Genomic DNA, 12,881 nt, shown 5'->3' with positions numbered 1-12,881 from the left:
GCCCTCAAAAACCGAGTGGGCCGTCGGCGAGCGACAGACCGAAAATGAGCTCGAACAGGACGAAGAGGCCGACCGACGTGCCGACGCCGTTCAGGATTGCCGTCAAAGGCCGTGCGCCGAGGCGCCAGGTCAGGTAGGCGGTGATGATGATTGTGGCGAAGACAAAGCCGAACACCGGCAGAACCTCCGCGTAGCCGAACATGATGAGCACCGCGAAGCCGATCTCGGCCAGGCGGTTGAGCGAAGGCCATTTCGGCTCGGGGTCCGGCTTCAGCACGAAGTAGAGGGACGAGAGGCCAAGGATGACAGCGATGATCATCGGAAATCCGTCCGGACCGATCGCGTCGGACGCGAATGGCTCGGGAATGATCGTCGCGGCCCATGCGTAGAACACGGCGAGGGTCAAGCCGACGCCGCCAAGAACGCGATCACTCATAATGGGACATGTCTCCCGCATGTATGCTGTGAGGAAGGCCAGAACAGGCTTACAGCCCGCCCGTGAAACCGCGGGCAGGCTGCAAGCCGGTGGTCCGTTACTGGATGAGGCCGATCTGGCGAGAGATCGTTTCGATCTCGCTGACGGACTGGGCCACGAATTCGTTGAATTCCTTGCCGTGCAGGTCGAGCTCGGCGAGCCCGTTCTGCTCCATCACGGCCTTCCACTCCTGGCTGTCATACATCGTGTCGAGCTGACCGACCCACCAGTCGTAGGCTTCGTCGCTCATCTTGCCCGGCCCATAAAAGCCGCGCCAATTGGCACCGACCACGTCCACCCCCTGCTCCTTGGCGGTCGGGAAAGCTGAGAAATCCCCCTCCAGCCGCTCGGGCGCGAGAACCGCCAGAACACGCAGATCGCCGGACGCGACGAAGCCCATCGCCTCGGAAAGGTCGCCCGAGTAGGCCTGGAGCGAGCCTGCCAGCAGCTGACTGATCGCCTCACCGCCGCCCGCAAAGGCGACGTACTTGATCGCGCGCAGATCCTCGACGCCGGCCTTCTGCGCAGCGATGAGCACCTTGAGGTGATCCCAGCCGCCCGAGGCCGAGCCGCCGCCGATGGAGATGTCGCGCGGCGTGTCCTTGAGCGCGGTCATCAGCTGGGAAAGGTCTTTGATGTCGGACTCCGGGCGCACGCCGATCACGCCATAATCGGCGCCAATCGTGCCAAGCCAGCGAACCTGGTCCATCGTGTTGCCGGGATACGCGCCTTGCGCGAGCCGGGTCGCGGTCGCGGTGGACGCGGCCACAATCAGGTCGTTCTCGTCGTCGCGCTTGTTGACCACTTCTGCAAAGGCGACGCCGCCACCACCGCCGGAGAGGTTCTGAACCCGCATGGACCCTTCGATGAGGCCGGTTTCGCGCATCACCCGCGCAACCTGACGACATGTGAAGTCCCAGCCGCCGCCGGCCGATGCGGGGGCGATGCATTCGGGCCGCTCGGGCGTGAACGCCTGCGCAGACGCCGCAGTCGGCACGGCTGCAGCAAGGGCGGCCGCAATGGCGGCGCCCGCAAAGGTCGTCTTGATCATGTCAGTTTCCTCCAGTGCAAGCCGGGGTTTTCCCCGGTCGTCAGCGAAGGTTAGTCGTGGATTCTGTCATTTAGCTGTCATCTGGTTACTACGCTGTCATGATTGCTCATCTTTTCATCGGCTGCCGGGGCTCCTATGCTTCGAGATGGAGAAGAATCGTAATGCGCGTGCTCTTGGTGGAAGACGCGAGTGATGTGGCAGCAACGATCGCGGCCCATCTCACGCGGGAAGGATTTGCCTGCGATGTGGCCGAAAGGGCCAGGGAGGCCGAAACCTGCCTGAGCGTGCAAAGCTTCGATCTTGTGATCCTCGACATACAGCTGGCCGATGGCGACGGGCGCGACGTCCTGCGCAACATGCGCCAGCGCGAGGACGCGACGCCGGTCCTCATGCTTTCGGCAAACTACTCGGTCGAGACAAGGATCGGATCGCTCTACGATGGCGCCGACGACTATCTCGTAAAACCCTTCGATCTGCGCGAACTCACCGCGCGGATCTGGGCGCTCAGCCGGCGTGGTCGAGATCAGAAGGGATCTGAGCTTGTTCTGGGCGACCTCGCCCTCAATCCCTCTGCACAGACGGTCCGACTTCGCGGCGAACTGGTTGCCATGACACGCCGCGAATTGACTCTCCTCAACGTCCTTTTGCGAAATCCCGGCCGCATCCTGACGAAGGAAAGACTGTTCGACTGTCTGTTCACGTTCAACGAGTCAGATGTGGGCCTCAACGCGGTGGAGCTTTACGTCGCGCGCATCCGTAAAAAGCTTGGCGGATCGGACGTGAAGATCCTCACGCACCGAAACCTCGGATATTCGATCGAGGCCAGCCGGTCGTGACCGACGTGGCTGCCCCGCGCACGACGTTGTCTTTGCAGGCACGCATCGTGCTGGCGATCGGCTCTGTGCTGGCGGTCGCCGGTATTGTCGTGATGCTGGCGGCATTGGCATATGGCCGTCACGCCGCACGGGAGGCATTCGACCGACTTCTCGTTGGTGCGGCAAGCGACATTGCGGAGTCTATATCCATTCGGGATGGCTTTCCGATCGTCGACATGCCGGTTTCGGCATTCGAACTGCTTGCCCTCGCCCCGCGCGACCGGATCAATTATCGCGTGGTCGGCAGGGATGGCGACACGCTCACCGGCAACCCGGCAGCGCCGCGCCCCGAAACAACCACCGAAACGCCGAGCTTCTACGGCGCCGATTTCAGCGGAGAGCCGGCACGGTACGTTGCCGTGACGCGCCTCTTCGCTGAGCGTGGGTACAGCGGTCCCGTCGAAATCATCGTCGGACACACCTTGCACGCCCGCCGTGACCTCGCGTTCGACATTGCGCAAAATGCGGTGTTCGCTCTCGCTGTGGCGGGGGTCGTGATTGCAGTGCTCGCCTGGCTCGCAGTCCTGTCGACGCTGCGCCCGCTCGGCCGGATCGGCGCAGCGCTCGCGCGCCGCAAACCGACCGATCTGTCGCCACTGGCCGAACCGGCACCGCGCGAGGTCGCCGCGCTTCGTGATGCACTGAACAGCTTCATTGCCCGGCTCCGGCGCCAGCTCGATGCCAACAGGGATCTCATCGCCGACACGGCGCATCAGCTGCGCACACCGCTGGCGGCGATCCGCCTTCAGCTCGATGCCGCATACGACGAGGCGGACCCGGCCGAGCGGCGCATCCTGATGGACCGCGCAAAGAGCCGCGCGATCAGCCTCAGCCGGTTGCTGGACCAGCTCTTGAGCCAGGGCCTTGTGATCCACCGGAGCGATTCGGCGCCGAAGGAGCGTCTCGATCTGCGCGACGTCGCGCTTGAAGTCTATGAAGAGAGTGAAATCGAGGCCTTGGTGATCGACCACGCGATGTCTCTGGACATTCCAGAGGCCGAGGTCTGGGTCGACGCGGACATGCTTTCGCTCACGGAAGCCGGCAAGAACCTCCTCGGAAATGCGATCCGGCACGGGGTACCGCCGATCGTGCTGGGCGTATCCCGCGCCAACGGCGCTGCCCTACTCTGGGTCCGGGACGCAGGCAGCGGGCCCGCCCCTTCGGTTCTCGCCGGCATGGGGCGCCGGTTCGCCAACGGTCGTTCGGCGGGCGCGGGCGGGCTCGGCCTTGCAATCGCGCACGCGGTTGCCGTCAGTCACCAGGGCTGCCTCTCGCACTCATGCGACGGGAACGGCTTCGAAATTTCAATCAGCCTACCTCGCGTGGCGGCCCCATGATGCGGCGAGTGATTGCGGTCGTTTTCCTGATTGCCGGCAGCGTTGCCGACGCGCAGGAGCTGACCGCTGTCATCGGGCCTGAGGCTGCGGTGCAAGAGCTCCGCGTGCGCAGCACGACCGACCTTGCCGTGCTGCGGCCGGTGCTCGAAGGCTTTCTCTCGACCCAGCAGGGCACCGCGATCGTCTATGAACAATGGCTGTCAAACAATCTTTATCGGCAGAGTATCGCGGAATGCGAGACGGGATCGCCAGCGGCGGACCTGATCATCAGCTCGGCCGTTCACCAGCTTGTCGACTTCGTCAACCGCGCCTGTGCCGCAGCTCACGTCTCCAAGGCCACGGCGGCATTGCCGCCCCAGCTCTCGTGGCGCGACGAGCTTTGGGGCATCACGCGCGAGCCGGCCGTCATCGTCTACAACCGCGACCTCGTGCCACCTGACGAAGTCCCGCGTTCGCGCTTCGACCTTCTGGACACCTTGCGCAACGCCCCGGAACGGTACGCCGGTCGCGTTGCCACCTACGACATTGACGCCTCGGGTCTCGGCTTTCTCTTCGCCTATGCAGATTCGCTCGAAGCGACGACGTTCGGCGGGTTGCTCGAGGCATTTGGCCGGACCGGGGCCGTGGCGACATGCTGCTCTGCCGAGATCATGAACGGCGTGTTGAGCGGCGACTACCTCATCGGATACAACCTCCTCGGCTCGTATGCGTTCGAGCTGGCAAAGGCCGATCCGCGCCTCGGGATCGTCGCTCCTTCGGACTACACCCTCATCCTCGCAAGAGGCGCCGTCCTGCCGCGCGGCTCCGAAAACAACGAACTTGCCAGGAGACTGGTGGACTATTTGCTTTCGTCCGCCGGTCAGGACGGTCTGCGCCGCGCGAACCTTCTTATCGATCTCGATGTCCTGCGCGAGAAGGGCGCTGTTCCGGACGGGACCAGTTCGTCCCAGCTGCGCCCGATCGCGCTTTCGCCAAAACTTCTCGTCGCACTCGACCAGCACAAGCGTCTGATATTCACCGAACTTTGGCAGAATTCATTTTTTTCCGAGTAATGGCCGCGAATAATTTGGTCTCAGGCGCGGGACTAATGTCTGGTAGCTGACAGTACTGGCGAGCCAGACGGCAGCACGAAAATTGGTCCCGGGTTGATCTTAACGGGCGGCGGCGCGGCAGAAGCTGCGGAGGCCGCCGAACATGCGCAGTGTGGCGTTCCGGTCGCGGAAGAGGACGGTCGGGGTGCGTCAATCTTTCTGCATTTCGCCGCGAACGCCGTCGCTTCGGTACGGTTTACCCCCATGAGACATTTCATGGCCGCACGGTGACTCTTGTCGTCATGGCCGCACGGACACTCTTGTCGCGACTACGAGCATGGTACCGAAGATGATCGATATGACGCCTGCCGTGCGCCGCCTTACGGCGAGCCACCGCCCTAAGGTGGCCGCCGCCCGGCCTCGTTTCCCCGGGCTCGCCACTTGATAGCCCGGCACCTCCTCGCGGCCATTCTCTCGCTCATCCTCGCCGGGCCTGCCCTCGCCCAGTCCGATCCGGAGCGGCTTGTTGAGGCGATGCAGAAGGGCGGCACGGTCGTCTTCCTGCGCCGCGCCGCGACGGTCGAAAGCCAGATCGATACGGGACGTCTCGAAAACCGTGCGGGGCAGCGCAACCTGTCAGAAGCCGGCACTCGCCAGGCGAAGGCGCTTGGCGCCGCGTTCGAGGCGCTCGATATTGCCTTCGCCCGCATCCTGGTCAGTCCGGTCTTTCGCAGCCGCGACACCGGCGAATTCGCGTTTGGCGTGGGCAGGGTCGAGGTCACGATGGACCTTGTCGCCGACGACTATGCCGGGCCGCACCTTGGCCGGATGCTGGCAGCGACGGAGCGCCTTCTGACGACCCAGCCCGAGCCGAAAGGCGCGAATATCCTCCTCGTCGGCCATCGCACGCCGCTCGAAATGGTGACCCGCCGTTCCTTTGGCGACGACATATTGCCGGAAGGCGCGATGGCAATCTTCGCGCCTTCCGCGGAGGCCACGCGCCTTCTCGGAACACTGATTGCTGACGACCTCATCGACATCGCGGAGGCTCCATGACGACCATCAATCGGCGCACCTTCATCGCGGGGACAGCCGCCGGCGCCGCGCTCGCCACAACAGGCGGACCGGGGGCTGCCCAGGCGCAAGCGACGCTGATCCGGCGCGCCTACGTGATGACCATGTCGGCCGCGGGCGACAGGGCCGAGACCGACGTGCGCATCGAGGACGGACGGATCGCCGCCATCGGGGAGGCCCTACCCGCGGACGGCGCCGAAATCATCGAGGCCGATGGCCATATTCTGCTGCCCGGCTTCGTCGACACCCACACCCACCTGTGGCTCTCCCAGATGCGGGGGCTCTTTTCGCGTTCGCAGGAGACGAAATATTTTCCGCTCGTCGAGCGGCTCGGCCGCGCCTATCGGCCGGACGACATGCGCATCGGCACGTTGTTCGGCGCGGCCGGCAACCTCGATGCCGGGATCACGACCACCCTCGCCTATTGCGACAACATCCGCAGCGCTGCCGACGCCGATGCGGCGCTGGACGGCTTGCGCCAGTCCGGAATCCGGGCGCGCTTCCTCTATACCGGTCACGACAACCTCGACCCGGCGGCCGAAATCGACCTTCCCCATCTGGCCGACCTCATCGAAGCGGGCGAGGCCGGCCGCGTCACGCTCGGCATCGGCTGGCGCAGCCCTGCGGGAGACGCCGATGACGAGGTCGTGGCGCGCGCGATGCGCGAACTCGAATTCGCCCGCGAGAACGACCTGCCGATCTCCACGCACGTCAGCGGATCAGGCGCCGTGGCGCAGCTCGACCGGCTGATCGCTATGGGCGTTCTGGCTGACGACATGCAGCTCGTCCACGCCACCGGGGCCAGTGAGGCCCAGCTTCGCGCGGTGGACGAGGCCGGCGCGTCGGTGTCGCTGACGCCGATCACCGAGCAGCGCGTCGGCTTCGGCGTCACGCGGGTGAACGACTATCGGCCGGTGTTCGGCAGCATCGGCCTCGGCATCGACGGCGCGCTCGGCGGTGCGCCGGACATGTTCGACGTGATGAAGATGCTGCACAACGTTCAGGCCGGGGCGGCCGGCGAGGAGCTTGCGATCCTGCCGCGCCGCGTTCTGGAGTTCGCCACTGCGGAGGGCGCCCGCTCGATCGGCATGGGCGAGCACATCGGCTCCATCGAGGTCGGCAAGCGGGCGGACCTTCAGCTCATTGCCACCGACACGCTCAACATGGGGCCGCTGAACGACGATCCGTCCGCGCTCCTCGTCTACAGCGCGGCGCCCCGAAATGTCGTGCTCGTGATGGTGGACGACGCCATCGTCAAGCGCGACGGCCGGCTGACCGCGCTCGCACCCGCGGAACTTGCGAGGGAGGCTGCGCGCTCCCTTCAAGCCATCCGCAAACGGTGAGAGCGTCTGACGGCGCGTCGCGCCGGGAAAGAATTGAGTTCACATGATCCGACAGTTCAAATGGCTCGCCGTGCTTTGCGGCCTCGTGGCCGCACCCGTTCATGCAGCCGACGTCGCCGCGACCCTAGAGTCCGACGCACGGTTCTCGGTGTTTGCCGAAGCGTTCCGGCAGGCGACCGAGTCGCGGGCGGAACGGGATGCACCGATGACCGTGTTCGCCCCGTCGGACGAGGCGTTTTCGAGGTTGCCGCAGAACTTTCGTGACGCCCTCCTGGCCCCTCGCAACGCGGGCGCGCTCGAAAGGGTCGTCGGCCTCCATGTGGTGCCGGGCAACGCCTACCGCTCCACCAACATTCCCGTGGAGCTGACAAGCGCGTCCGGCACCCGCATTGTCGTGACCTACACGCGCGGCGCCCTCACCCTGCGGCCGGCGCCCGACGAGACGACGCGCGACCCCGACGCCGTCCTCGCCGCCCGCGCGGCCAACGAGGGGCGCATCGTCTCCGGCGACATCGTGGCCGATAACGCGTTGATCCATCTGCTCGACGCTGTCCTCCTCCCGCCAGGGCTGGATGAACTCGACGCTGGGGCCGTCGCTGGCGCCGCTGACGAGCCGCCGACGAGCGCCCCGCCCCAGCCGATCCAGACGGCAGAGGAAGCGGACGAGGCGAACACGTTCGTCGCCGAGATCGCGCAATCGGATGCGGACGGCGCCGGTGTGGACACGATCGCCGCCCCCGCCGTGCCAGCCCCCGCCGAACCTGCCTCTGCCGAAAGCGAGGGCCGTGTCACGGTTCTTCCGGCCGAGACCGACGAAGCCGCCGAGGGCGAGGATACTGGCCCTGTCGTCACGCTGCCGCCGGCCGACGAACCGGCGGACCGCGAAACGGCCAGCACCGACAACACTGCCGCCAATGTCACCATTATCCCGGCCGCCCCTGAAACCGGCACGTCAGAGGTCGCAACGGTCGAACCGAACGCAGTCGTCGTGGCGGCCGCGGATGTCGAGCCGGCCGAACCCGCCGCCGCGACGCCGGAGACGGACGCGCTGGCGCTCACGCGCCCGGTGATCGCAGTCTCCGACCTTCTGGGCCGGGACGTGGAGGATGACACCGGCGAGAAGGTCGGCGAGGTGGAGGATGTTCTCCTGTCGCTGGAGACCGGGCGCGCAGAGACCATCATCCTGTCCATCGACGGCGGCCTTCTCGACCTCTTCGGCGAGACTGTCGAGGTCCGGACACGGGCGATCTCCATTGATCCGCTTGGCAAGACTGTCATCGTCGACCGGAATGCGTTGAACCTCGACAGTGAGTAGCGCCGACAACGCGTCCGTGCAGGACGATGACAACGAACACAAAAGCCGCGGCGGCCTCCTCTGGCTGCTCGCCGCGCTCGTCGTGCTCGCGCTGGGCGCCGGCGTGTTTTACCTATTGTCGAGCGGCGGCGAGGAGGGCGAGGCGCCCGAACGCACCGCCATCCTGGTCCGCGCCGCCACCGTTCGCACCGCTGAAACGCTGACCCTGCGGCAGACGGCTTTCGTGCGCCCGCGCCGCGAGGTTGCGGTAACCACGGAAGTCTCCGGCCGCATCGCCGAGGTCGGTGAAAACTTCGCACTCGGCAAAGCCATCGCGCGCGGCGACCTTCTGATCCGGCTGGAGAGCGAGAGCTTCGAAGCCGACGTTGCCCGTGCTGACGCCGCGGTCACGCAGGCCGAGGCGCAGCTTGCGCAGGCAAATGTCGATCGCGATCGTCAGGCGGAGCTTGAATCGCGCGACTTTGCCTCGGAGGCGGCGCTTCAGCAGGCGATCGTCGCGGTCGCCGCCGCGGAAGGCGACCTTGCCGCCGCCCGCGCCAACCTCACCCAGGCCGAGATCGCGCGCGACGATACCGTGGTGCGCGCACCCTTCGATGCGCTTGTTACAGCCGAGGACGCATCGGAAGGCGCGCTCGTCCAGGCGGGCACCGAGGTCGGTCGCCTCGTCGGCTCCGACGCCGTCGAAATCCTCATGGGCCTTACGCCGGGCGATCTCGCCGTTCTAGGCGACCCCACCGTCGCGCTCGGAGGCCGCATTGTCGTGCGCTCCACTGCCCCCGGCAACGTGATCGCAGAGGGGATCGTGACCGAGGTCAACCCGCGTATCGAGGCGGACACGCGCACGGTCTCGCTGGTGGTGGAAGTCAGCGAACCATTCGCCGGGCCCGGCCGCACGCTGCGCATCGATGAGCTCGTCATCCTGGAGCTGCCTGTGTCGCTGGAGAACCGCGCTGCCGTCGAAGTCCCGCCCGAAGCGATCAAGGGGCGCGCGATGGTCTGGCGCATCGAGGACGGTGCGCTGCGCCGGACGATGGTCACCGTGCTCGACCGGTTCGAGGACCGGGTCGTGCTCGCCGGTGACGCCCTGTCGCCCGGCGCTTCCGTCATGGTGAGCGATCTGGTGGCCCCGTTCGACGGCAAGGAGGTGCGCGTCGAGGATGAGAACGCTGAGCCGGCCTCTCGCGACGCCTCGGAGAGGGGCGGCTGATGGGCGCGATCATCCGCTTCTTCATCGCCTCACCCGTCGCGGCAAACCTCCTGATGATCGCGATCATCGGCGCCGGGCTGTTCGCGGCGAGCAACATCACGGTTCGCACCTTCCCCGAAATCGCGACGAGTACCGTGACCGTCGAGGTCGCCTACCCCGGCGCGACACCCAGCGAGGTGGCCGACGCGATCCTGACGCCCATCGAGGAGCAGCTTCAGGGACTTGAGGGCGTGCGTGAGCTGTCCTCCACCGCGCAGCGCAGCCTTGGCGTGGTCTCCGCCGAGCTCACCCGCGGCGCGGATCTTCGGGCGGTGAAGGACGATATCGAGACCGAAGTCGCCCGCATCACCACCTTCCCCGATGCCGCCGAGACGCCGCGCATCAGCGAGGTCGAGCCCGACGAGCTGGCGATCCAGCTCGCGGTGGTGGGCGACCGGCCGCTCGCCGTCCTGAAGGGGCTCGCCGAGGAAATTCGCGGCGAGATCACCGATCTCGCTTCCGTCAGCCGCGCCGAACTTCAGGGCCTGCCGGTCGACCAGATCGATATCGAGGTGACACGCGAGATGCTGGAGGCCTACGGCATCGGGCTCACCGGGCTTGCCCAGTTGATCGACGCGCAGGACATCGATCTGTCCGGCGGCACCATCGACACCGGCGCCAGCGAGGTGCAGCTGCGCACTGTCGAGGACGCGGAGACGGCGCTGGGCCTGCGGGACGTGCTCCTGTTCCGGTCAGGCACCGGCGCCACCGTGCGCCTCGAGGACATCGCCGTCATCGAGGACACGTTCGAGGAAAGCGCGATCGCCGCCGATGTCTCGGGCCGGCCGGCGGTTTTCATCTCGGTCTACCGCAGCGGCACCGAGCAGGTGCTCGGCATCGTCGACGAGGTCCAGCGCTATCTGGGTGAGGAGCTGGCGCAGCGCCTTCCGGACAGCATCGAGGTGATCGTCTGGCGCAACGAGGGCGAGCAGCTTCAGAACCGCATCGATCTCCTCGCCAAGAATGGCGCCATCGGCGTCTGCCTCATCCTCTTCGTCCTGATGCTGTTCCTCGACCTGCGGATCGCGGCTTGGGTCGCCGTCGGCGTGGTCGTCGCTTTTGTGGGGGCGTTCATCCCGATGCTCCTCTTCGGGGTCACCATCAACCAGCTCTCGCTGTTCGGCTTCATTCTGGCGCTCGGCATCGTGGTCGACGACGCCATCGTCGTGGGCGAGAACGTCTTCACCGAGCTGGAGGAGACCGATGATGCCAAGGCGGCCGCCAGCGCCGGCGCAACGCGGGTGTGGCAGCCGATCCTGTCCTCGGTGACAACCACCATCCTCGCCTTCACGCCGCTCCTGTTTCTGCCGGGCTCATCCGGCTCGTTCATCGCGCCGATCGCTTCGGTGGTGATCTTCGTGCTCATCATGTCGGTGATCGAGAGCTTCTTCGTGCTGCCCAAGCACCTCAGTCACCTTTCGATCCGAGAGCCGCGGCGGTTCTCACCGCGGCGGCTGACCGAGCCGCTGCGCCGCGCCGTGGATCGCGTCTTTCGCAAGGTGACCGACGGCCCGCTCAGCCGCCTGGTGAATGGGGCCATCGCGCACCCGATCTTTGCGATCGCCGTTTGCATCGCCATCCTCGTCGGGTCCGCCGGGCTCGTCGCGGGCGGCGTCGTCAAGTTCGTCTTCTTCCCCAATATCGAGGGCAACTTCGTCGTCGCCGAGCTGGAATTGCCAGAAGGCACCAGCGATCAGGAGACCCGTGAACGGGCCGCCATCCTGGTCGAGGCCGCAGCGCGGGCGGCTGAGGAGGTGAGCGGGCCGGACCTCCTTGTCGGGACGGCGGTGACGCTGGGCTTTGCGTCAGGCGGCGGATCCGGCGGCGGCGCTGGCCCGCTGGTGGGAAACCTTGCCACGGTCGAGGCCAAGCTGCAGGACGCCAACCAGCGCGAGGTCGGCGCACAGGCGTTCCTCAACGCATGGCGCAAGGCCGCAGGCGAGGTCGCCGGCGCCAAACGGCTCAGCTTCTCGGCGAGCGTCGTGGGGATCGGTGATCCCATCGTGCTGGAGGTCTCCGCCGACGACGAGACGACCCGCGACGCCGCGATCGAACGCCTGCGCGAAGCACTTAGCGCGCGCTCGGGCGTGTTCGATATCAGGGATGACCGCTTCTCGTCCGCGCAGGAGATCGCGCTCACGCTGACCCCGGCCGCGCAGGCCTACGGGGTCGATGCCACCAGCCTCGCAAACGAGGTGCGCGGCGCGTTTTTCGGCATCACCATCAACCAGTTCGCGCGTGACCGTGAGGAGGTGGACGTCAGGCTGCGGCTTGCCGAGGGGCAGCGCGATTCCATTGCAGACCTCCTGCGCCTTCGCATCCCGAGCGACGAAGGCCTCATCCCCATTGGCACGGTCGCCGAACTCTCCTTCCAGCCGGCAGCGACGGTCATCACCCGCGTCGACGGACGCACCATCGCGACGCTGACGGCCGACGTCGACAACACCGTGACGACCGGTGGCGCGGAGACGTCCTATGTGACCTCCGAGATCGTGCCGGAGCTTGCGCAGGACTATCCGAGCGTGGTCGTCAGCGCCGGCGGAGAACAGGAGGAGTCACAGCGTTTCGCCGCGGCGCTCCAGTCGAATTTCGCGATCGCCGTTTTCGCGATCTTCGTCGTCATCTCGCTCGCGTTCGGTTCTTACCTGCGGCCGATCATCGTGCTCCTCGTCATTCCCTTCGGCATCGTTGGCGCGCTTCTGGGACATGCGCTGCTCGGCTTGAACCTGACGCTATTGTCACTCTTCGGAATCATCGGCCTTTCCGGCGTGATCGTGAACGGTGCGCTCCTCATCGTAGATTTCATCGGCGAGAACCAGGCAAACGGCATGGCGCCGCGCGAGGCGATCCGGGCTGCGGCCTTGAGCCGGTTCCGCCCGATTGTGCTCACTACGCTCACCACCTTCTTCGGCGTCACGCCGCTGATTCTGGAGCAAAGCGTTCAGGCGAAATTCCTGATCCCGACGGCCGTAGCGCTCGGCTTCGGCATCCTGTTCGCCTCGATCCTCCAGATGGCGCTCGTCCCCGCGCTCGCGTCCCTCACGCTCCGCGCACGCCGCAAAACCCGCCCGGTCCGAGACGGTGCACGGTAGCGCATCAGCGGCCATGGCAATGCGTCGGAGGGGGCCGGAGGC

General features: G+C 66.3%; 10 protein-coding genes. 8 read left to right on the top strand and 2 right to left on the bottom strand.

Translation table 11 applies throughout. The features are described from left to right. Positions 1–4 precede the first annotated feature (4 nt). Together RDV64_RS17800 and RDV64_RS17795 are read right to left on the bottom strand one after the other, a co-directional pair. On the bottom strand, positions 5–436 hold the full coding sequence (locus tag RDV64_RS17800; RefSeq protein ID WP_309196301.1) for a tripartite tricarboxylate transporter TctB family protein: 432 nt from the start codon (positions 434–436) through the stop codon (positions 5–7). Between the two features lie 97 nt (positions 437–533). Next, the gene (locus RDV64_RS17795; protein WP_309196300.1) at positions 534–1,526 is read right to left on the bottom strand and encodes a tripartite tricarboxylate transporter substrate-binding protein; all 993 of its coding nucleotides are present in this window, start codon (positions 1,524–1,526) and stop codon (positions 534–536) included. A 98-nt stretch (positions 1,527–1,624) separates the two neighbouring features. On the opposite strand from RDV64_RS17795, the gene RDV64_RS17790 reads away from it, so the two are divergent. The 8 genes from RDV64_RS17790 (at position 1,625) to RDV64_RS17755 (ending at position 12,839) form a co-directional block, all read left to right on the top strand. Further along, entirely contained in the window at positions 1,625–2,362 is a 738-nt protein-coding gene (locus tag RDV64_RS17790; protein WP_309196299.1) for a response regulator transcription factor, read from the top strand. After that, the gene (locus RDV64_RS17785) at positions 2,359–3,738 is read left to right on the top strand and encodes a sensor histidine kinase (RefSeq protein WP_309196298.1); all 1,380 of its coding nucleotides are present in this window, start codon (positions 2,359–2,361) and stop codon (positions 3,736–3,738) included. Before RDV64_RS17790 ends, RDV64_RS17785 begins: the two co-directional genes overlap by 4 nt. Beyond that, positions 3,738–4,790, top strand: a complete 1,053-nt coding sequence (locus tag RDV64_RS17780; RefSeq protein ID WP_309199540.1) for an ABC transporter substrate-binding protein — start codon at positions 3,738–3,740, stop codon at positions 4,788–4,790. The genes RDV64_RS17785 and RDV64_RS17780 overlap by 1 nt, the downstream gene beginning before the upstream one ends. A 420-nt stretch (positions 4,791–5,210) precedes the next feature. Next, positions 5,211–5,825 (top strand): histidine phosphatase family protein, encoded by a 615-nt coding sequence (locus RDV64_RS17775; protein ID WP_309196297.1) that lies wholly within the window; start codon positions 5,211–5,213, stop codon positions 5,823–5,825. Further along, a complete protein-coding gene (locus tag RDV64_RS17770; protein ID WP_309196296.1) occupies positions 5,822–7,186 on the top strand; it encodes an amidohydrolase family protein in 1,365 nt (454 codons plus the stop codon). Before RDV64_RS17775 ends, RDV64_RS17770 begins: the two co-directional genes overlap by 4 nt. A 43-nt stretch (positions 7,187–7,229) precedes the next feature. Next, complete coding sequence (locus RDV64_RS17765; RefSeq protein ID WP_309196295.1) at positions 7,230–8,501, top strand: fasciclin domain-containing protein; 1,272 nt, start codon at positions 7,230–7,232, stop codon at positions 8,499–8,501. After that, on the top strand, positions 8,494–9,708 hold the full coding sequence (locus RDV64_RS17760) for an efflux RND transporter periplasmic adaptor subunit (protein WP_309196294.1): 1,215 nt from the start codon (positions 8,494–8,496) through the stop codon (positions 9,706–9,708). Before RDV64_RS17765 ends, RDV64_RS17760 begins: the two co-directional genes overlap by 8 nt. Then, positions 9,708–12,839, top strand: coding sequence for an efflux RND transporter permease subunit (locus tag RDV64_RS17755; RefSeq protein ID WP_309196293.1), 3,132 nt, complete (start codon positions 9,708–9,710; stop codon positions 12,837–12,839). Before RDV64_RS17760 ends, RDV64_RS17755 begins: the two co-directional genes overlap by 1 nt. Positions 12,840–12,881 lie beyond the last annotated feature (42 nt).

Source organism: Acuticoccus sp. MNP-M23 (genome assembly GCF_031195445.1).
GTDB lineage: Bacteria > Pseudomonadota > Alphaproteobacteria > Rhizobiales > Amorphaceae > Acuticoccus.
This window is presented reverse-complemented; position numbering and strand designations above follow the sequence as displayed.

Coding starts and splice junctions, on each gene's coding strand:
- RDV64_RS17800 (WP_309196301.1), bottom strand. CDS start 436: ATGAGTGATCGCGTTCTTGGCGGCGTCGGCTTGACCCTCGCCGTGTTC.
- RDV64_RS17795 (WP_309196300.1), bottom strand. CDS start 1,526: ATGATCAAGACGACCTTTGCGGGCGCCGCCATTGCGGCCGCCCTTGCT.
- RDV64_RS17790 (WP_309196299.1), top strand. CDS start 1,625: ATGATTGCTCATCTTTTCATCGGCTGCCGGGGCTCCTATGCTTCGAGA.
- RDV64_RS17780 (WP_309199540.1), top strand. CDS start 3,738: ATGCGGCGAGTGATTGCGGTCGTTTTCCTGATTGCCGGCAGCGTTGCC.
- RDV64_RS17770 (WP_309196296.1), top strand. CDS start 5,822: ATGACGACCATCAATCGGCGCACCTTCATCGCGGGGACAGCCGCCGGC.
- RDV64_RS17765 (WP_309196295.1), top strand. CDS start 7,230: ATGATCCGACAGTTCAAATGGCTCGCCGTGCTTTGCGGCCTCGTGGCC.
- RDV64_RS17755 (WP_309196293.1), top strand. CDS start 9,708: ATGGGCGCGATCATCCGCTTCTTCATCGCCTCACCCGTCGCGGCAAAC.